This window comes from Rhizobium sp. Rhizsp82, from assembly GCF_047325115.1.
GTDB lineage: Bacteria > Pseudomonadota > Alphaproteobacteria > Rhizobiales > Rhizobiaceae > Rhizobium.
Genome location: NZ_CP168571.1, coordinates 1576638 through 1596211 on the forward strand (window position 1 = coordinate 1576638; position 19574 = coordinate 1596211).

Genomic DNA, 19574 nt, shown 5'->3' on the forward strand with positions numbered 1-19574 from the left:
TATTTTCAAAGATATCGCCCTCCAAAATTGCCGCAACCGGCGCATGCGACGCAACGAAAATCCGGCCACGGCGTTGGAAAGCTGATTGTGTATGGACCGTCTCGAAGCTTTGCACATCAGGCGTTTGCCGATATCAATCATATCGCCGCAAGGCAGCAGCCATTGCTTCGCTGACACGAAGCTCGAAACAGGACCCCTTCGTTGACATTCCCGCAATTGCGATCCGAAGATCCCGAGCTGGGACACGAGACCCGAAATGGTCTGCCCGCGCTCGTTCTGGCAGCCTTGGGTGTCGTCTATGGCGATATCGGCACCAGTCCGCTCTATGCTTTCAGAGAGGCGCTGCATGCGACGGCGGGATCAGGATCGCATCGCGACAACGTGCTGGGCATCCTCTCGCTGATCGTCTGGGCGCTGACGATCGTCGTCACCGTCAAATACGTGACCTTCGTTCTGAAGGCGGATAACCGAGGCGAAGGCGGCACGCTGTCCCTGATGACGCTCGCGCGCCAGAGCCTTGCCGGGCGTCCGGTCTGGGTGCTCGTGCTTGGCGTCGCCGGTGCCTCGCTGTTCCTGGGTGACGCGATCATCACGCCGGCGATTTCCGTGCTGTCGGCGGTCGAGGGCATTCAGGTGGTGGCACCGGCGCTGTCCGACTGGATCGTGCCGATCACCCTGACGATCATCGCCGTCCTGTTCTTCGTCCAGCGTTTCGGTACCGGCGGCGTGGCGTCCGTTTTCGGCCCGGTCATGGCGCTCTGGTTCGCCGTGCTCGGCATCAGCGGCGGCATTCATATCCTCGACGATCCGGCCGTCCTCGGCGCCATCAACCCCGTTCACGCGGTCACCTATGCCGCAAGCAATGTCGGCCTGACGATCACCGTTCTCGGCGCTGTCTTCCTCGCCGTCACCGGCGCCGAGGCGCTCTACGTCGATCTCGGCCATTTCGGCCGCAAGCCGATCGTCATGGCATGGTTCTGCCTCGTCTTTCCGTGCCTGCTGCTCAACTATTTCGGACAGGGCGCCTTCGTTCTGGCCAATCCTGAGATGGCCGCGCACCCGTTCTTCGGCATGCATCCGCCATGGGCCCGCGTGCCGATGGTCTGCCTTGCGACCGCCGCGACGGTCATTGCCAGCCAGGCGGTGATCTCGGGCGCCTATTCGCTGGTGCGCCAGGCGATGCACCTCAATCTGCTGCCGCGCCTGCAGATCCTGCACACCTCGGAGACCCATTCCGGGCAGATCTTCATGCCGCAGGTGAACTCGTTCCTGTTTATCTTCGTCGTCGCGCTCGTGCTCTATTTCAAGAATTCGAGTGGGCTGTCGGCTGCTTACGGCATTGCCGTGACCGGCGAGATGGTGATCACCAGCGTGCTGCTCTTCGTGGTCATGCGCCGCATCTGGAACTGGAAACCGATAACCGCCGCTGCCGTCGTCGTGCCGCTGTTCCTCATCGACAGCGGCTTCTTCATCGCCAATGTCGCCAAGTTCGCCGATGGCGGCTGGGTGCCGGTTGCCGTCGCTTCGACGATGGGGCTGATCATGTACACCTGGATGGCGGGGCGCCGTCTGCTGATTGCCCGCACCAGGGCAGACGAGATCCCGCTCGCGTCGATCATCGACCGTCTCGCGCAGAAGCGGCCACCGACCGTTCCCGGCACTGCGATCTTCCTGACCAGCGATGTCGAGGGTGCGCCGACGGCGCTGCTGCACAGCCTCAAGCATTACAAGGTGATCCACGAACAGAACGTCATCCTCAGCGTCATCACCGCGACAACGCCGTTCGTGCCTGATGACGAGAAGATCTTCCTCGAGAGCTTCAATCCGCTGTTCAGCCGACTGATTATCACCTTCGGCTATATGGAGACGCCGAACATCCCGCGCGCGCTCGTGCTCGTGCGCCAGCTCGGCCTGAAGTTCGACATCATGTCGACCTCTTTCTTCCTGTCGCGGCGGACGCTCCTGCCGTCGAAGAAGGGCGGCATGCCCTTCTGGCAGGACCGCCTCTTCATCGTTCTCGCCCAGAATGCCGGGAATGCGACCGACTATTTCGGCCTGCCATCCGGCCGCGTCGTCGAACTCGGGCTGCAGACGACGATCTGACATCTTCTTAAAATGAAAGAGGCGGAGCTCGTGCCCCGCCTCTTGCTCACCGGCAGCCTGGAGCTGTCAGATGTCCGCCCTGACGGCCTGGCGCTGGTTGCCGAGCTTTTCGATGCCGAGTTCGACGACGTCGCCTGCCTTGAGATAGCGCGGCGGCTTCATGCCCATGCCGACGCCGGGCGGTGTGCCCGTCGAGATGATGTCGCCCGGGTGCAGCGACATGAACTGGCTGAGATAGGAGACGAGATAGGCAACGCCATAGACCATGGTCTTGCTGGAGCCGTTCTGCATCGTCTCGCCATTGACCTTCAGCCACATGCCGAGGTTCTGCGGATCGGGAACCTCGTCCTTGGTGACCAGCCACGGACCGGTCGGACCGAACGTGTCGCAGGACTTGCCCTTGGTCCACTGGCCAGAACGCTCAATCTGGAAGGCGCGCTCCGAGACGTCGTGGATCGTGCAATAGCCGGCGACATAATCGAGTGCATCGGCTTCGCTGACATATTTCGCGGTCTTGCCGATGACGATGCCGAGCTCGACTTCCCAGTCGGTCTTTTCCGAGCCGCGCGGGATGAGGAGATCGTCATTGGGACCAACGATGGCGGAGGTCGCCTTCATGAAGATGATCGGCTCCGGCGGCACGGTGGCGCCGGTCTCGGCGGCGTGGTCGGAATAGTTGAGACCGATGCAGATGAACTTGCCGGTACCGGCCACGCAGGCGCCGAGCCGCGGATTGCCGTCGACCGCCGGCAGCGTGCTCGCATCGATGCGCGACAGTTCGGCGAGGCGATCGGGGTTCAGGGCTGCGCCGGAGAGATCGGCCAGATGGCCCGAGAGATCGCGAATCGTGCCACCGGCATCGAGAAGGCCGGGCTTTTCCTGGCCGGCTTCACCGTAACGAAGAAATTTCATGATGCTTCCATTCTGTTGTCTTCCGGAAATCAGATCGTCCAGCCGCCATCGATGGCGTAGGCCTGGCCGGACGTGTAGGTGGCGCCGGCGAGATAGACGGCGAGCTCGGCGATCTCCTCCGGTGACCCCAAGCGTCCCATCGGCTGGCGGGAGATGAAGGCGGCGCGTGCCGTCTCGTAATCGCCCTGCGCCTTCATGCGATCCTGCAGCGACGGGCTCTCGACGGTGCCGGGGCAAATGGCGTTGCAGCGGACGCCCTGCGCCACATAATCGGCCGCGACCGACTTGGTGAGGCCGATGACGGCCGCCTTGGTGACGCCGTAGGCGAAGCGGTTCGGCACCCCCTTGATGCTCGAGGCGACCGAAGCCATGTTGATGATCGAGCCGTCCTTGCGCTCCAGCATCCCGGGCAGCACCGCACGGATGGTGCGGATCATCGCCTTGACGTTGAGGTCGAGGGCGAATTCCAGATCGCTGTCCTTCATTTCGAGGATCGATCCGGCATGGACGAAACCGGCGCAATTGAAGAGCACGTCGACCCGGCCGATTTCGGCGACCAAGGTATTGACTGCCGCTTCGTCGAGGACGTTGAGCTTGTGGGTGGCGACGCCGGTCTCGGCGCTAAGCTGCGCCAGCGTCTCGGTATTGATATCGGTCGCGTGCACCGTGGCACCGGCCTGATGGAAGGCGATCGCCGAGGCCCGGCCGATCCCCTGCCCTGCGGCGGTGATCAGAACGGTCTTGCCGGCCAAATCCTGTGTCATGGTTCTATCCCTGTTTCTGTTTGCGCTCGACGAGCAGGATGTGGTCTGCGGCGAGCACGACTTCATTGCGCTGGTTCAGCACTTCGCAACGCTCGACGACGCGGCCCATGTCCGGTCGCTTCGGATCGTCTTCCTTCGAGGAGATCGTCACGCGGGTGCGGATCGTATCGCCGATATGAACGGGGCGGACGAAGCGCAGGCGGTCGTAGCCGTAGGAGAAGGCGACCGGGTTGATCAGCGTCGCCGTCAGCCCGACGCCGATCGAGAACACCATCGTGCCATGGGCGATGCGCTGGCCGCCGGGCAGCGTCTTGGCGAATTCGGCATCCATGTGATGCGGAAAGAAATCGCCGGTATGGCCGGCATGAACGACGAAGTCGGTCTCGGTGATCGTGCGTCCCGTCGTCGTGCGAACGGCGTTCAGCGCGTAGTCTTCGTAATGGATGGTCTGTTCGGACACGGGATCACTCCTTCGGCAGCGGGCTCAGCGGCGTCGCCGGGCTCGCGCTCGATTGATAGGCGGCTTCGACGAGCGCCATCGTCTGCCATCCGTCCTCGACGGATCCGATGAGCGCATCGTCTTCGCCGGAGGCAAAGCGCTGCAGGTTTGCCATGCGATTGGCAAAGGCATCCGGAAACCAGGTTCCCTCGAGCGGCACCGAGACCCAATCGGTAACGCCATCGGCCTTGATCCAGAGTTCGTCCGGCTCGCCGCGCGGATAGTCGAGATTGACGCCGAGCTTCAGGTAGGCAGCACCCTGCGTTCCGCAAATACGAAATTCGCAGGCCTGGAACCGGCGGCCGAAATCGTGATCGTGGTTGATCGAGAGCGCGCAGCGGATCCTGTCGCCATAGTCGAGGATCGCGGCGGTGCGCGTCTGCGCCACCTCATGGTTCGGATGGCCGATGGTCTTGGCGTGGACACCGAGCGGATTGCCGAGCAGGTCCCTGACGACATCGAGATAATGGATCGAGTGCATGGCGATCTCGATGCGCGGCAGGCCCTTCAGGAACGGCCAGAGACCCCACGGGGTCGCCAGCGCCAGCCAGGCGTCGAAATCGACGACCTCGCCGAGATGTCCCCCGGCGATCGCATCCTTCAGCGCCAGCATCATCGGCGCGAAACGCAGCTGGAAATTGACGGCGGCCTGTATCCCGCGGGACCGGCAAAGCGACAGGATCTCCGTCGCCTCCTGCAGATTGCTGCCCATCGGCTTCTGCAGCAGCGCGAAGGATCCTTCCGGCAGCTTCGACAGGATTGCGGCATGGGCGGCGGGCGGGGTCGCCAGATCGAAGATCGCGCCTTCGGTCTTGAGCGCTTCGTTTTCAGAGGCGAAGGCGACCGTGCCCCATTGCTCTGCAACGGCGCTCGCCTTGGCATGATTGGGATCGAAGATGCCGGCAACGGGGAAGCCAGCCTTTCTGTAGGCCGGAAGGTGCGCGTCGCCGACGATGCTTCCGGCGCCGAAAATGACGATCGGGCGGGGCTTGGCCGGGCGCGGCCATGATTGCCGCAGACGGCTTGGATCGAAGGCCTCAGTCATGATGGAAGACCTCCTCCATCATCGCCCACCATTCGCCCGGCTTGCGGGTTTCGAGCGGCTGCTGCTGCGGCATGCAGACGGCCCACCACTCCTTGTTCTTCGGATGCGCCGCCATCTTCGCCATGTCGGCGTCGAAGTCGTCGCCGGTATATTCCCAGTAGCCGAACAGCAGGTTTTCAGGCTCTTTCAGGAAGATGGAATAGTTGCTGATGTTGCATTCGGAGATCAGCGCCAGAATCTCCGGCCAGACGGCCGCGTGCAGGGCCTTGTACTCCGCGATCTTCTCGGGCTTCAGCCCGACAACCATTCCCATGCGCTGCATGGCCACTCTCCTCAGCCGCGAAACTCTCGGGTGAATTCCTTGATCGAGCGAGCCTCGACCGCCTGCCAATCCCAGCTGATGCCGAGGCCCGGTTCGGACGGCGCGATCGCGCGGCCGTCACGGATCTCCATGCCCTTGGTGGTCAGCTGATCGAGCTGCGGAATGTATTCGACATATTTGCCGTTCTGCACCGCGCAGACCAGGCTGACATGCAGCTCCATCAGGAAGTGCGGGCAGACCGGGATATCGAAGGCCTCGGCAGCGTGCGCGACCTTGAGCCAGGGCGTGATGCCGCCGATGCGGGCAACATCGACCTGGACGATGGAGCAGGCGCCCTTCTGCATATATTCCCGGAAATGGCGGATCGAATAGATCGACTCGCCGACGGCAATCGGCGTCGCAGTCGAGCGCGACAGGCGGATATGGCCATCGAGATCGTCAGCCGGCAGCGGCTCCTCGATCCAGGCAAGGTCGAGTTCCTTGAGGCGCGCGGCGCGGCGGATCACTTCATCGACCATGAAGCCCTGATTGCAATCCGTCATGATCTCGAAGCCGTCGCCGACAGCGGCGCGCACCGCCGAAAGGCGCGCATAGTCTTCGGCGCCATGCGGCTTGCCGATCTTCACCTTGGAGCCGGAAAAGCCCTTCGACTTCGCCAGCAGCGCGTCTTCGACCAGCGCTTCCTTCTCGATATGCAGCCAGCCGCCTTCGGTGGTGTAGAGCGGGCAGCTATCCTTGGCGCCGCCCGCCAGCTTCCACAGCGGCAGTCCTTGCTTCTTGGCCCGGAGATCCCAGAGAGCAGTATCGACGGCGGCAAGCGCCAGTGCGGTGATCGCACCGATCGTCGTCGCGTGCGTCGCAAATTCCATCTTGTGCCAGATCGCCTCGATGCAATCCGCATCCTCGCCGATCAGCAGCGGGACAAGGTGATCAGACAGCAGTCGCATGATCGACGACCCGCCGGTGCCGATCGTGTAGCTGTAACCAATGCCGGTCGCGCCGTCGGAATCGGTGATCACGACGATCGGGGTTTCCTGGCTGACGAAGCTCTGGATGGCATCCGTACGCTTGACCTTGGGAGCAAGGTCGACCATGCGGATTTCAATCTTCTCGATGCGGGCCATGTCTCTCTCCTCCCCCTCAGATTGCCAGGCTTTTGCCGGTATCGGCTGCAAACAGATGCGCCTGTGACAGGTCGAAGTTCATCTTGATCTGCTCGCCTGTCGCCAGCGCCCGCGGATTGAGCATGCGCGCCACCCATTCCCGGCCGGCGAATTCGACGAAGACGAGCGTCTCGTTGCCGAGCGGCTCGGTGATGCTGACGGGGAGGCTCGCCTCGTGGACCTCAGATGCACTTCCCGTGACCAGGCCGTGACCGGTCGGGAAGAGATCGTCGGGGCGCAGGCCGAAGGTGACCTTCTGGCCCTGCGTCACCGCACTCTTGAATTTCGCCGGCAGCGGCAGGCGATCGCCGTTGGCGAAGACGACGCTGTCGCCATCGACGGTGGCATCGAGAATGTTCATCGGCGGCGAGCCGATGAAGCCCGCGACGAAGCGGGTTGCCGGACGCTTGAACACTTCATCCGGGGTGCCGACCTGCTCGATGTAGCCATCGCGCATGATGACGATGCGGTCGGCGAGCGTCATCGCCTCCACCTGGTCGTGGGTGACGTAGATGACCGTTGCCTGCACCTTGGCGTGCAGCTTCTTGATCTCGGTGCGCATCTGCGTGCGCAGCTTGGCGTCGAGGTTCGACAGCGGCTCGTCGAACAGGAAAACCTCGGGATTGCGCACGATGGCGCGGCCCATGGCGACGCGCTGGCGCTGGCCGCCGGAGAGCTGTGCCGGGCGGCGGTCCATCAGAGCTTCGAGACTGAGGATCGCCGCGGCCTCGTTGACGCGCTGGTCGATCTCGGGCTGCGGCACCTTGGCGATCTTCAGCGAGAAGCCCATGTTCTCGCGCACGCTCATATGCGGATAGAGCGCGTAGGACTGGAAGACCATCGAGATATTGCGGTCGCGCGGCGCCAGATCGTTGACGACGCGGCCGCCGATTTCGATGTCACCGCCGGAAATCGGCTCCAGACCGGCAACCATGCGCAGCGTCGTCGACTTGCCGCAGCCGGACGGACCGACGAGCGCGATGAACTCCTTGTCGGCAATATCAAGATCGATGCCGTGGACGATTTCGAGCGCGCCGTAGCGCTTGACGAGTTTCTTGAGGGAGACCTGAGCCATGGGAAATCAACCTTTGACCGCGCCGAATGTCAGGCCGGATACGAGATGCTTTTGAATGATGAAGGTGAGCGCCAGCGCCGGGACGATCATGACGACCGCGAGCGCGCACATACCGCGCCAGTCGATGGTGAACTCCGCCGTGTAATCGAGGAGGCCGACCGGCAGGGTCTTCGAGTTGACCGAGCGCGTCAGCTGCGAGGCGAGTGCGTACTCGTTCCAGCAGGTGAGGAAGGCGAAGATGCCTGCCGAGGCGATGCCGGGACCGGCCAGCGGAAACTCGACCTTCCAGAAGGCCTGCCAGCGGGTGCAGCCGTCGATCTGCGCGGCTTCCGCCAGATCCTTTGGCACCTGGCGGAAGAAGCCGTCGATCAGCCAGATCGTGAAGGGCACGTTGAGCGCCACATAGGTCAGGATCAGGCCGAAATGCGTGTCGATGATGCCGATGCGCGAATAGACGATGAAGAGCGGCAGCGACAGCGCGATACCCGGTACTGAGCGCGTCAGCATCAGGCCGAGGAAGGTCGCGGACTTGCCGGCAAACCGGAAGCGCGCGAAGGCGTAACCGCCTGACATGCCGATCGCCAGCGCGATCACCGTCGAGGTGATCGAGATGATCAGCGAGTTGCGGAAGTAGTCCCAGATCGGAATGCCACCCTTGCCGATGCCGGAGAACATCGCGCGGTAGGCATCCAGCGACAGCTCGTTCGGAATCCAGACCGGCGGTTTCGCCATGATTTCGACCGGCGGGCGCAGCGAGCTGAGCACGATCCAGAAGCCCGGCAGGCAGATGACGAGCATCGCCAGGAAGAGGCCGATCAGATAGAGGACACGGCCGATACGGCGGCGCAGGCGTTGTTGTGCGTTGAGATCCATGGCTTACCACTCCGCGCCGATTTGGGTGCGGGCGAGCGCCAGCTTCCGGAAGAAATAGACGGTGAAGGCGATCGACAGGATGATCGAGACATAGGCCATGGCATTGGCAAGGCCCATTTGCGCATCGGCATAGGCCGTGCGGCCGACCAGCGTCCAGAGCAGTTCGGTGCGCCGCGCCGGACCGCCATCCGTCATGATCTTGACGATGTCATAGGCGCGCGCGACGTCGAGCGAGCGGATCGTCATGGCGATGAAGGCGAAGGGCATCAGGAACGGCCAGATGACATAGCGGAAGGTCTGCCAGGGTGTGCAGCCATCGACGCGGGCGGCCTCGACTGGCTCCTGCGGCATGGCGAGCAGCCCTGACAGGATCAGGATCGCGAAGACCGCCGTTGACGACCAGACCTCGGCGACGACGATCGAAAACAGCGCCAGATTGCCGTCGATCAGCCACGGGATCGCGTTGTCGGTCAGCCCCAGCGCCTGCAGGGCATTGTTGATCAGGCCGACATTGTCGTTGAACATGAACTTGAACTGGAAGCCGACGAGCACCGGCGAAAACATCATCGGGAACATCATCATGGTGCGCAGCACGCGCTGGCCCATGGTCGCCTTGTTGACGAGCAGCGCCAGGCCGAGACCGAGCAGCATTTCGAGATTCAGCGCGATCGTCAGCAGTACGACGGTGCGCACGAAAGCGGCGAGAAACACCGGATCGGTGAGGATGCGCATGTAGTTGCGCAGGCCGACGAAGACGTAGAGCGTCTGCGGCCGAGTCAGCCGGAACGGCGTGAAACTGGAATAAAGCGAAAGCAGCAGGGGAACCAAGACGACTGCCGCCAGCACGATGATGGCCGGCAGAAGCAGAAGAATGGGTGTCGGAATTTTTTTGAACATCGAGCGACCTGTCCACGCCATATCCGGCGCCTGGACTGCAGGAGGGAGCCTGCAAGAAGCTCCGGTCTTCCAAAAATGAAGCCCCGCACCCGTTTCCGGATGCGGGACCTGTTATGACAGGCTCAGAGAGCGCCAGCGTCCTTGAGGATGTTGGTCGCCTTGTCGGCGGCAGCGTCGAGAGCTTCCTTGGAGGTCTTGTCACCAAGGATGGCCGACTGCAGTTCCGGATAGACCGCGTTGGAAATCTCGATCCATTCAGGCGTGCGCGGAACCGGGAAGGCATGCTTCATGGCTTCCTGGAAGGCGCCGAGAGCTTCCTTCTTGTAAGGGTCGCTTGCAGCCTGCTGGATATCCCAATCCCAGACCGCCTTGCGGGTCGGCAGGGTACCGTTGGCAGCTTCGATCTTCTGCGAATCCTCATTGGTGAGGAACCAGACGAGCGAGGCCGCCGCATCCTTGTGCTCGCAGGCTTCGGTGACCGAGAAGCCGTGGTGACCAGACCAGCCGGTCCGCTTGCCGGAAGAACCGGCAGGCTGGACGATCACGCCGACATTGCCGGCAATCTTCGAGTTCTTCGGGTCGTTGAAGTAAGCAGCCCAGCCAGGCCAGTCGAGATCGAGCGCCACGGTGCCCGAGGCGAAGCCGGCGCCGAGGTCATCCCAGAGGTAGTTGGTCGTGCCGGCCGGAACAGCCTTCGCCTTGTACATGTTCACGAACCAGTCGAGCGCGCGAACACCGGCATCCGAGTTGAAGGCCGGCTTGCCGTCCTTGTCGAGATATTCGCCGCCCTCGGCGACCAGCATTTCGAAGAAGCGGCCGTTGATCGCCTCCTCCTTACCGGGGAACTGCGTGCCGAAGAAATTCGGCGGATTGGAGAAGAAGATCGCCTGGTCGGAAACCTGCTTCCAGGTGTCCGGCGGCGTCAGGTCGTAGCCGTACTTTTCCTTGAAGGCCTTCTTTTTGGCTTCGTCGGTATAGAGGCTCTTCTGGTAATACATGGCCGACACGTCGAACTGGGCGCGCGGCAGCATGACCAGCTTGTCGTCGATCGTCGAAGCGGAGATCGTCGAGTCAACGAACTTGGCGATTTCATCGGCCGGCAGAAGCGGCTTCAGGTCGGTATAGAGGCCTTCGTAGATCGGCGCAAAGGACGAATGGTTGGAACCGACGCACCACTTGACGTCGCCGGAAGCCAGGTCCGACTTCATTTCCTTGTCGAGCTCGAAATAGTTCTTCTTCGAGAGAACGTTGACCTTGGCGCCGGTCTCCTTCTCCCACTCGGCGATGCGCGCATAGAGCGGCTCGTACTGCTGGCCGCCGATCAGCTTGGCATCGATGGTCACGCCTTCGAACTTGCCCGGCAGATCGGCCGCATTGGCCACGGATGCAAATAGCGAAATCCCAGCCGCGAGGCTGGCTATCAATCTTTTCATATTCCTCTCCTCCACAACGGCGACCTTGTTCAAGCTCGCCGACTCTCCTCACATATGAGTTTTATGTTTATATACAAACGACAAGAAAGTTCCTGCGTCAAGCGGAACTTTCCCTTCTCGAATGGTCCGTCTGCGTATATGCAACTATCATTCATGGGAGATCGCACATGGACATGGATGACGCAGACCGCTACCGCGCCCCGGCGCTCGACAAGGGTCTCGACATTTTGGAACTGCTGGCCAGCGTCGAGGACGGCCTGACGCAGGCGGAAATATCGAAGCGGCTCGACCGCAGCCCGAACGAGTTCTACCGCATGCTCGACCGCCTGGTGCGCCGTGGCTATGTGACGAAGCTGGAAGGCGATCGCTTTGCGCTGACGCTGAAGCTCTTCGGCCTGTCGCAGCTGCATGCGCCGACCCGCCGCCTGGCCTCCTTCGCGACGCCGCTGATGCGCGATCTGGCGCAGAAGAGCCGGCAGGCAAACCATCTCGCCGTCTTCGACCGCGGCTATGCCGTTGTCATCGCTCAGCAGGAAGCCCCTGACTATTGGGGCATTTCGATCCGCGTCGGCTCGCATGTGAACCTGTTCGACACCGGCTCCGGCCATGTCCTGTTGGCCTTCCGGGATGCCGAAGAGCGCGAACTGATGATCGCCGAGCATGTGCGCAGCAAGGACGACCCGCGGCTGACGCCGGAATTCTACGAGCGGCTCGACCAAATCCGCGAGCGGGGCTACGAGATGATGGCCAGCGCCCAGACGGCCGGCGTCTATAACCTTTCGGCACCGATCCTGGGACCGGACGGACGCGGCATCGCCGCTCTCACCTGCCCCTATATCGCGCTGGTCAACGCGCCGAGCGCACCTGACATCACCCGTACGATCACCCACCTGCAGAAGACGGCGGAACAGCTGTCGCTGCTCGTCGGATCCGATGTCAACGTGAAGTTCTAGGCCTATTTCTTACCTGAATGATCTCTGCATAAGCCGCAAAACGGGGAGGACGCTTTGCTTATCGACACCCACCTGCACCTGATCAACAAGTCGAAATTGAACTATCCCTGGCTCTCCGGCGTCCCGGCGCTCAATCAGGACTTCCTCTACAGCACCTATGCGACGGAAGCCCGCCGCTGCGGCATCGATGCGGCGCTGCATATGGAAGTGGACGTCTATCCCGGCGAAATCCAGCGGGAGACGGACGTCGTCCGTGAGCTTTCGCAGGGCGACGGCAATCTGATCCGCGGTGTCATCGCCTCCTGCCGCCCCGAGGAGGAAGGCTTCGCGGCCTATCTTGAGCGTCAGGTGGCCGATCCCTTCGTGAAGGGCTTCCGGCGCGTTCTCCACGTCGTTCCGGACGATCTCTCCGAAGGCGCCCTGTTTCGCGAAAACATCAAGCGCATGTCGGGCACCGGCCTGACCTTCGACCTCTGCGTTTTGCCGCATCAGATGACGCGGGCGATGGCGCTCGTCGATCTGGCGCCGGATGTGCAATTCATCCTCGATCATTGCGGCGTTCCGGCGATCAGCAGCGGCGCATACGACGCCTGGAACGACGGCATCCGGGACATGGCCAAGCGGCCGAACGTCATCTGCAAGGTCTCGGGCATCGTCGCCTATGCCGATGCCGGGACCTGGGACGTCGAGACGCTGCGGCCCTATGTCGAGCATGTCACGTCAAGCTTTGGCTGGGATCGCCTCGTCTGGGGCAGCGACTGGCCGGTCTGCACGCTGGGCGGCGGCCTCTCGACCTGGGTCGCGACGACCCATGCGCTGTTTTCAGCCAATAGCGAGAGCGAGCGGACGAAGGTCTTCTCCGGCAACGCCAGGAAGCTCTGGAATCTCGCTTAACAGGACGTGGCGCTCGCTGCCGGACACGGAACCGGGCGCCACGATAGCAGGGCTTCAGAAGCTCTCTGCAAAGAGCCTGTTCAGATCGGCGACGATAACGGCTGCGCTCTGTTTCCCCTTCAGGCCTTCATTCAACCTGTCCGATCCCCGCTGCTGGAACGCCATGTAGCCGTCGTGCCGGGGCCGGACCCAGGCACCCTCGAGGGTGGCGCGGGTACCGCGGTAGAAATCCGCCGTCGCCGCATTCGCCGCGTCGTCTTCCCACGCCGCTGCATACCCGGCCTGACCGCCTGAGCTCGTATAGAGACTGCGCTGGATGTCGGCGCCGGAGATCCAGTAGGCGAAGTCGAGCGCCTGTTGCGGATGGCTTGAGAAGGCCGAAACCGCAATGCCGGTGCCACCCAGCGCCGAACCGACCGGACCGAGATTTCCGGCGACTGGAATGTCGGCGAACTTGATCAGGCTCTCCCGGAAACCGCGGATCGAATAATTGATGTAGCCGTAGATCAACGGCACGCAGGCGATCGCGCTATCGGCAAGCGCCATGCGCTCGAAGACCGCGATCGGATCCATCTCGAAACATTCGGGATCGATGCGGTCAGCAATCTCCCGCATCATCTCGACCGTCTCGGCGCCAGCGGCGGGATCGATCAGTTGACCGGCTTCCGTCCGGCATGGATGCCCGCGATTGGCCGACAGCGTGTAGAAGGTCATCAGCGTATGCGGGGGGCGGAGCGGCAGCAGCACCTGCCCTTTTCGGGCGAGCTCGAGAACCTCCTGCCAGGTCGCCGCGGGCTTTTCGATCCTGTCCGGACGGTAGGCCTGCACCTGCGTTGCGGCATCGATCGGGAAGCCCCATTGGCGCCCGTCCCAGAGATAACTCGGATAGGAGGCGCCGACGCTGCCTTTCTTCAAGGCTTCGCGCTCGGCTTCGCGGCCGGGCACATCGAGCGGCAACAGGCACTTCTCGCCGGTGATCTGCCCGACATGCGGATGATCGATGACGATCAGGTCATAGGCGCGCGCCAGTTCCTCGACCGGATAGGTCTCGAAGTCCTGCAGCGACCGCTTCTCCCAATGGATTGCAGTGCCCGTCTGCTCCTCGAACAGCAGCGAGCAGGCAACCATCGGGTCGTAGCCACGCGGATGGTTCCAGGTCATTCCCTTCAGCGTGATTTTGCTCATAGCCCGAACTCCTCGCGGATGGCCGCGCTATGCTCTCCGATACGCGGCGCAGCGCGATGAAAGACCGGCCGGGCGCCATCGACGCGGAGCGGCGAGCGGGTGGTCAGAATGGAAACGTTGTCCTCGCGGGTCACCGTCTGCAACATGTCGAGCGACTTGAAGCCGTCGCTCTCCATCAGTTCGTTCCAGTTCAGGACCTTGGCGCACCAGATATCAGCGGGCTCCAGGATCGCCAGCCACTCGTCGATGGTCTTCGTGGCAATACGCCTGGCGATCAGTTCCTTGATCAGATCACGCTGCTGGAACCAGCTCGAGGGATCGTCGCGATAGCGATCGAGCTCCGGCATCTCCAGGAGATCGGCAAGCTTCGGGATCGGCGTCATGGCGATCGCCAGATAGCCGTCCGCAGCTGCGTAAACGCCGTAGGGAGCGGCGAGATAGGCATGGGCGCTGCGGAAATTCGACCGCTTCGGCAGCCGCTTGCCATCGTTCAGATGCGTGGTCAGCACCTCGAACTGGAAGTCGACGAGCGCTTCGAGCAGGCTGGTCTCGACATGCGCGCCCTTGCCGGTGATCCCCCGGCGAACGAGGGCCGCCAGGATGCCCTGGCAGGCGGCGGCACCGGCGAGCATATCGCCGATCGCCAGACCGAACGGCACCGGTCCCTGGTCCTCATCGCCATTCAGCCACATCACGCCGGAGCGCGATTGCGCCAAAAGATCCTGGCCAGGACGCTTCACCCAGGGGCCTTCCTCGCCATAGCCGCTGATCGACGCATAGACGAGGCGCGGGTTGATCTCTTTCACCGCATCATAATGCAGGCCGAGCCGCTCGATGACACCGGGGCGAAAGTTCTGGATCAGCACGTCGGCCTTCAGGAGCAGCGTGCGCAGCGCCTTCAGGTCGGCCTCGTTCTTCAGGTCGATCGCCAGGCTTTCCTTGGCGCGGTTGATGGCGTGGAAGATCGTCGAGTCACCGCCGATTTCCGTGTCGCTGAGATAGAGCCGGCGCGAGAGATCGCCACCGTCGGGCCGCTCGATCTTGATGACCCGCGCACCGAGATCCATCAGGCGCAACGAACAATAGGGGCCGGAGAGGAACTGGCTCATGTCGACGACGACAAGGCCGCTCAGGGGAAGATCGCTGGATTGCGTCATTGCATCTTACTTTTCTGTCTGGCCGGCAAAATCGGCCGGGTTCCTGTATTTCACGGTTTGCAGGTGCTCGCAGTAGAGCACCAGTTCGCCCTCGCCCTTGAAGACTTCGTAGCTCGCCCTGATCAGGCCGAGCTCCTTGTAGCGGGGGCGTTTGTCGAGGTTGGTGCGGATCGTGTAGATCGTGTCGCCGATGAAGACCGGCTTGATGAAGCGCAGCTTGTCGTAGCCGTAGGAAAAGGCGTTGACGCAGTTGGTGGCGACAAGCCCGAGCCCGGCCGAGAAGACGAAGGCACCGGCAACGAGCCGGCGCCCGAAGACGCCTTCCTTCTCCGCAAACATCTGATCCTGCACATAGGGATGGATGTCGGTCACCAGCACATTGAAGAGGTGGCTGTCGCTCTCGCCGATCGTGCGGCGCAGCGAGCGGATCTTCTGGCCCTCCGGCCAGTCCTCATAGAACCAGTTTTCGGCATTCCAGACCGGCAGATCGGCATGCGCCTGCGGCATGTCCGACGGATGCGTGGACGAAATCCCGACTGTCGGCTCCTGGCCCACGATCATGCCTCCTCCCGGCAATGAGTTTTCTTATGTGAAGATCATTTTCACATATGAGTGATCTTTGCAAGTCCCGTAAGTTTGTGCCAAGACAGAAGGCGCGGCGTGAATGCCGCGAGCGCTGGGAGGCAGAGAGAGAGAATGAGAGCCGCAGATTCGTCGACCGCGCCGCATCCATGTGTATAAACGCGGTAGCGGCCTTGATATCTTCAGCCGCGCCGCGCCAAAGTCCTGAAACAGGGCAGCGTAACCCCATCCATAGTGGGATGCGCCGCCGATCGATCCCAAGCAAGCAGAGCCCTGCGACAACGAGATTCTGGTCCAAAACATGCGCCTTACGGATTGCCATAACTTCCACGACTTCCGCCGCCTCGCGAAGCGCCGCCTTCCCGGCCCGATCTTCAACTATATCGATGGCGCGGCAGACGATGAGGTGACCTACCGGCGCAACACGTCCTCCTTCGAAAGCTGCGATCTGCTGCCGAGCGTTCTGCGTGGCGTGAGCAATGTCGATATGTCGGTCACGGTCATGGGTCAGCAGCTGGCGATGCCGGTCTATTGCTCGCCGACGGCGCTGCAGCGGTTGTTCCATCACGAGGGCGAGCGCGCGGTGGCGCGTGCCGCCGGCAAGTTCGGCACGATGTTCGGCGTCTCCTCGCTCGGCACGGTGAGCCTCGAGGAAGCGCGGCGGATCAGCGGCGCGCCGCAGGTCTACCAGTTCTATTTCCACAAGGACCGCGGCCTCAACCGCGAGATGATGGCGCGCGCCAAGGAAGCGGGCGTGCAGGTGATGATGCTGACCGTCGACAGCATCACCGGCGGTAACCGCGAGCGCGACAAGCGCACCGGCTTCTCCATCCCCTTTCGGCTGAACCTCGCGGGCATCGCGCAATTCGCCGTCAAGCCGGGCTGGGCACTCAATTTCTTCACGCATGAGAAATTCAAGCTGCCGCAGCTCGACAGCCACGTCGACATGGGCAGCGGCACCATGTCGATCAGCCGCTACTTCACCGAGATGCTCGATCCCGCCATGAACTGGGACGACGTTGCCGAAATGGTGAAGACCTGGGGCGGCCAGTTCTGCCTCAAGGGCATCATGACCGTCGAGGACGCCAAGCGCGCCATCGATATCGGCTGCACCGGTATCGTTCTGTCCAACCACGGCGGCCGCCAGCTCGACGGCTCGCGCAGCGGCTTCGACCAGCTGGCTGAAATCGTCGATGCCGTCGGCGACAAGATCGACGTGATGATCGATGGCGGCGTGCAGCGCGGCACGCATGTACTGAAGGCTCTTTCCATCGGCGCCAAGGCCGTCGGCCTCGGCCGCTACTATCTCTTCCCGCTGGCCGGTGCCGGCCAGGCCGGGGTGGAACGGGCGCTGACGCTGATGCAGGCCGAGCTTGAGCGCGGCATGAAGCTGATGGGCTGCTCGTCGATCGATCAGCTGACCCGCGCGAACGTCCGTTTTCGCTAATCCGGCCCCTCCAGCCGTTCACGATTGAGAGAGCAAGCGTTGTGTGTGACGGCACGGCGCGGTAGCTTGCCATGTCTTTTGAAATGGAGGATTTTCAATGGATTATCGCAAGCTCGGCCCGAGCGGCACGATCGTGACCGCCTATTGCCTCGGGACCATGACATTCGGCGCGGAGTCGGATGAAGCCACTTCGCACAAGCTGCTCGACGACTATTTCGCCTGGGGCGGCAATTTCATCGATACCGCCGACGTCTACAGCGCCGGCGTCTCCGAAGAGATCACCGGACGCTGGCTGAAGGCCCGGCCTACGGAGGCCAAGCAGGCCGTGATCGCCACCAAGGGCCGCTTCCCGATGGGCGAAGGACCCAACGATATCGGCCTGTCGCGCAAGCATCTGCATGCCGCGCTCAATGCCTCGCTGAAACGCCTCGGCGTCGATCATATCGATCTCTACCAGATGCATGCCTGGGACGCGCTGACGCCGATCGAGGAGACGCTGCGCTTCCTCGACGATGCCGTTTCGGCCGGCAAGATCGGCTATTACGGCTTCTCGAACTATGTCGGCTGGCACATCGCCAAGGCCTCCGAGATCGCCAAGGCGCAGGGCTATACGCGCCCGGTCACGCTGCAGCCGCAGTACAATCTGCTGATGCGCGATATCGAGCTCGAGATCGTCGCCGCCTGCCAGGATGCCGGAATGGGCCTGCTTCCGTGGTCGCCGCTCGGCGGCGGCTGGCTGACCGGCAAATACAAGCGCGACCAGATGCCGACCGGTGCCACACGTCTCGGTGAAAACCCGAAGCGTGGCGGCGAGGCCTATGAGGCCCGCAATGCGCAAGAGCGCACCTGGGATATCATCGCCACTGTCGAGGAAATCGCGAGGGCACGCGGTGTCAGCATGGCGCAGGTTGCACTCGCCTGGGTCGCGGCGCGCCCGGCCGTCACCTCGGTCATTCTCGGCGCCCGCACCACGGAGCAGCTCGCCGACAATCTCGGCGCCGCCAAGCTGACGCTCTCGGATGAGGAAACGCAGCGCCTGACCGACATCAGCGCGCCGACGCCCGGCCAATATCCCTACGGCGTCAACGGTACCAACCAGCGCCATCGCAAGATGGAAGGCGGGCGCTGAAGCCCGGTTCACTGAAGATTGAGAGCGGCGTCAGAGCCTGACGCCGCTCGTTTCGTCGAAAAGATGAAGATGGGCGGGATCGACGGTGACGCCGATGGTTTCGCCGGCATGCGCGCCGCTGCGGCCGGTCTGGACGATCGTCAGCTCCGGCGTGGTTGCCGTCGCGACGAAGGTCGACGAGCCCGTCGATTCCACGAAGGCGACCGGCACGTCGAAGGTACCTTGCCCCTGGCCGGTAATGCCGAGATGTTCGGGCCGCAGTCCTGCCGTCACCTTGAGGCCCGGCTGCAGCTGGTGGCCGGAGGCGATGGTTTGCTTCACCGTGCCGAAATCCAGGACCAGGCTTCGTCCGTCTTCACCGACGACGGCCGGAACGAAATTCATTGCCGGTGAGCCGATGAATCCGCCGACGAACTTGTTGGCCGGCCGGTCATAGAGGTCGAGCGGCTTGCCCTGCTGCTCGATGATGCCGTCGCGCATGACGACGACATGGTCAGCCATCGTCATGGCTTCGATCTGGTCATGCGTGACATAGACCGATGTCGCATGCAGCCGGTCGTGCAAGGCGCGGATTTCCTTGCGCATCGAGACGCGCAATGCAGCATCCAGATTGGAAAGCGGCTCGTCGAACAGAAAGGCCTTGGGATTGCGGATGATGGCGCGGCCCATCGCGACACGCTGGCGCTGGCCGCCCGAAAGCTGGCGGGGATAGCGGTCCAGGAGACCGCTCAAGCCGGCGATCGCCGCCACTTCCTCAGCCTTGCGCTTTGCCTCGGGCTTCGGGACCTTCCGCATCCGCAGCGAATAAGTGAGGTTCTGCTCCACCGTCATATGCGGGTAGAGCGCGTAGGACTGGAACACCATGGCGATGTCGCGCATGCGCGGCGGCACGTCGTTCATCACGTCGCCGGCAATCTTCATCGTGCCGCCGGTGATCCGTTCCAGCCCCGCGAGCGAGCGCAGCAACGTCGACTTTCCGCAGCCGGAGGGGCCGACCAGCGCCACGAATTGCCCCTTCGGGATCGTCAGATTGATATTCTTGAGGGCGTGGTAGGCGCCGTAATGCTTCTCGATTCCCGAAAGCTCGATCTGGATATCCTGGTTCATGCGCGGCGACCTGTGATTGGAACGAAGAGCGGAT

At 62.7% G+C, this 19574-nt stretch carries 19 protein-coding genes; 5 read left to right on the plus strand and 14 right to left on the minus strand.

The genetic code is table 11. The features are described 5' to 3' along the window. Positions 1-201 precede the first annotated feature (201 nt). Complete coding sequence (locus ACEN84_RS31525) at positions 202-2103, plus strand: potassium transporter Kup (protein ID WP_413711871.1); 1902 nt, start codon at positions 202-204, stop codon at positions 2101-2103. A 66-nt stretch (positions 2104-2169) separates the two neighbouring features. Here ACEN84_RS31525 and ACEN84_RS31530 read toward each other — a convergent pair whose 3' ends face one another. The 10 genes from ACEN84_RS31530 to ACEN84_RS31575 form a co-directional block, all read right to left on the minus strand. Then, complete coding sequence (locus ACEN84_RS31530; RefSeq protein ID WP_413711872.1) at positions 2170-3015, minus strand: fumarylacetoacetate hydrolase family protein; 846 nt, start codon at positions 3013-3015, stop codon at positions 2170-2172. A gap of 29 nt (positions 3016-3044) precedes the next feature. After that, entirely contained in the window at positions 3045-3779 is a 735-nt protein-coding gene (locus ACEN84_RS31535; RefSeq protein WP_413711873.1) for an SDR family oxidoreductase, read from the minus strand. Positions 3780-3783: 4 nt separating this feature from the next. Further along, the gene (locus ACEN84_RS31540) at positions 3784-4239 is read right to left on the minus strand and encodes a MaoC family dehydratase (RefSeq protein ID WP_112712410.1); all 456 of its coding nucleotides are present in this window, start codon (positions 4237-4239) and stop codon (positions 3784-3786) included. Between the two features lie 4 nt (positions 4240-4243). Further along, entirely contained in the window at positions 4244-5323 is a 1080-nt protein-coding gene (locus tag ACEN84_RS31545; RefSeq protein ID WP_413711874.1) for a Gfo/Idh/MocA family protein, read from the minus strand. Further along, entirely contained in the window at positions 5316-5645 is a 330-nt protein-coding gene (locus ACEN84_RS31550) for an L-rhamnose mutarotase (protein ID WP_130280023.1), read from the minus strand. Before ACEN84_RS31550 ends, ACEN84_RS31545 begins: the two co-directional genes overlap by 8 nt. An 11-nt stretch (positions 5646-5656) precedes the next feature. After that, positions 5657-6769 carry a mandelate racemase/muconate lactonizing enzyme family protein gene (locus tag ACEN84_RS31555; protein ID WP_413711875.1) on the minus strand — a complete coding sequence of 371 codons (1113 nt, stop codon included), beginning with the start codon at positions 6767-6769 and terminating at the stop codon, positions 5657-5659. Positions 6770-6785: 16 nt separating this feature from the next. Beyond that, positions 6786-7883, minus strand: a complete 1098-nt coding sequence (locus tag ACEN84_RS31560) for an ABC transporter ATP-binding protein (protein ID WP_413711876.1) — start codon at positions 7881-7883, stop codon at positions 6786-6788. A gap of 6 nt (positions 7884-7889) precedes the next feature. Next, positions 7890-8756 carry a carbohydrate ABC transporter permease gene (locus tag ACEN84_RS31565; RefSeq protein ID WP_413711877.1) on the minus strand — a complete coding sequence of 289 codons (867 nt, stop codon included), beginning with the start codon at positions 8754-8756 and terminating at the stop codon, positions 7890-7892. 3 nt (positions 8757-8759) lie between these two features. Beyond that, on the minus strand, positions 8760-9653 hold the full coding sequence (locus tag ACEN84_RS31570; protein WP_130280031.1) for a carbohydrate ABC transporter permease: 894 nt from the start codon (positions 9651-9653) through the stop codon (positions 8760-8762). A 122-nt stretch (positions 9654-9775) separates the two neighbouring features. Continuing rightward, the gene (locus ACEN84_RS31575; protein ID WP_413711878.1) at positions 9776-11086 is read right to left on the minus strand and encodes a sugar ABC transporter substrate-binding protein; all 1311 of its coding nucleotides are present in this window, start codon (positions 11084-11086) and stop codon (positions 9776-9778) included. A 167-nt stretch (positions 11087-11253) separates the two neighbouring features. Between ACEN84_RS31575 and ACEN84_RS31580 the strand changes: the two genes are divergently transcribed. Further along, positions 11254-12039, plus strand: a complete 786-nt coding sequence (locus ACEN84_RS31580) for an IclR family transcriptional regulator (protein ID WP_112712426.1) — start codon at positions 11254-11256, stop codon at positions 12037-12039. Between the two features lie 54 nt (positions 12040-12093). Continuing rightward, a complete protein-coding gene (locus ACEN84_RS31585; protein ID WP_413711879.1) occupies positions 12094-12933 on the plus strand; it encodes an amidohydrolase family protein in 840 nt (279 codons plus the stop codon). 54 nt (positions 12934-12987) lie between these two features. Here the strand turns inward: ACEN84_RS31585 and ACEN84_RS31590 are convergent, their stop codons facing one another. The 3 genes from ACEN84_RS31590 to ACEN84_RS31600 are packed head-to-tail and all read right to left on the minus strand — an operon-like array spanning position 12988 to position 15836. Further along, the gene (locus tag ACEN84_RS31590) at positions 12988-14118 is read right to left on the minus strand and encodes an extracellular solute-binding protein (protein ID WP_413711880.1); all 1131 of its coding nucleotides are present in this window, start codon (positions 14116-14118) and stop codon (positions 12988-12990) included. After that, the gene (locus ACEN84_RS31595) at positions 14115-15275 is read right to left on the minus strand and encodes a CaiB/BaiF CoA transferase family protein (RefSeq protein ID WP_413711881.1); all 1161 of its coding nucleotides are present in this window, start codon (positions 15273-15275) and stop codon (positions 14115-14117) included. The genes ACEN84_RS31590 and ACEN84_RS31595 overlap by 4 nt, the downstream gene beginning before the upstream one ends. 6 nt (positions 15276-15281) lie before the next feature. After that, a complete protein-coding gene (locus ACEN84_RS31600) occupies positions 15282-15836 on the minus strand; it encodes a MaoC family dehydratase (RefSeq protein WP_112712434.1) in 555 nt (184 codons plus the stop codon). 322 nt (positions 15837-16158) lie between these two features. Here ACEN84_RS31600 and ACEN84_RS31605 point away from each other — a divergent pair, with 322 nt between their 5' ends. Beyond that, complete coding sequence (locus ACEN84_RS31605; RefSeq protein WP_413711882.1) at positions 16159-17304, plus strand: alpha-hydroxy acid oxidase; 1146 nt, start codon at positions 16159-16161, stop codon at positions 17302-17304. Positions 17305-17401: 97 nt separating this feature from the next. Next, a complete protein-coding gene (locus ACEN84_RS31610) occupies positions 17402-18433 on the plus strand; it encodes an aldo/keto reductase (RefSeq protein ID WP_413711883.1) in 1032 nt (343 codons plus the stop codon). A 30-nt stretch (positions 18434-18463) separates the two neighbouring features. On the opposite strand, the gene ACEN84_RS31615 is transcribed toward ACEN84_RS31610, so the two are convergent. Then, the gene (locus tag ACEN84_RS31615) at positions 18464-19540 is read right to left on the minus strand and encodes an ABC transporter ATP-binding protein (RefSeq protein WP_413711884.1); all 1077 of its coding nucleotides are present in this window, start codon (positions 19538-19540) and stop codon (positions 18464-18466) included. Positions 19541-19574: the final 34 nt, after the last annotated feature.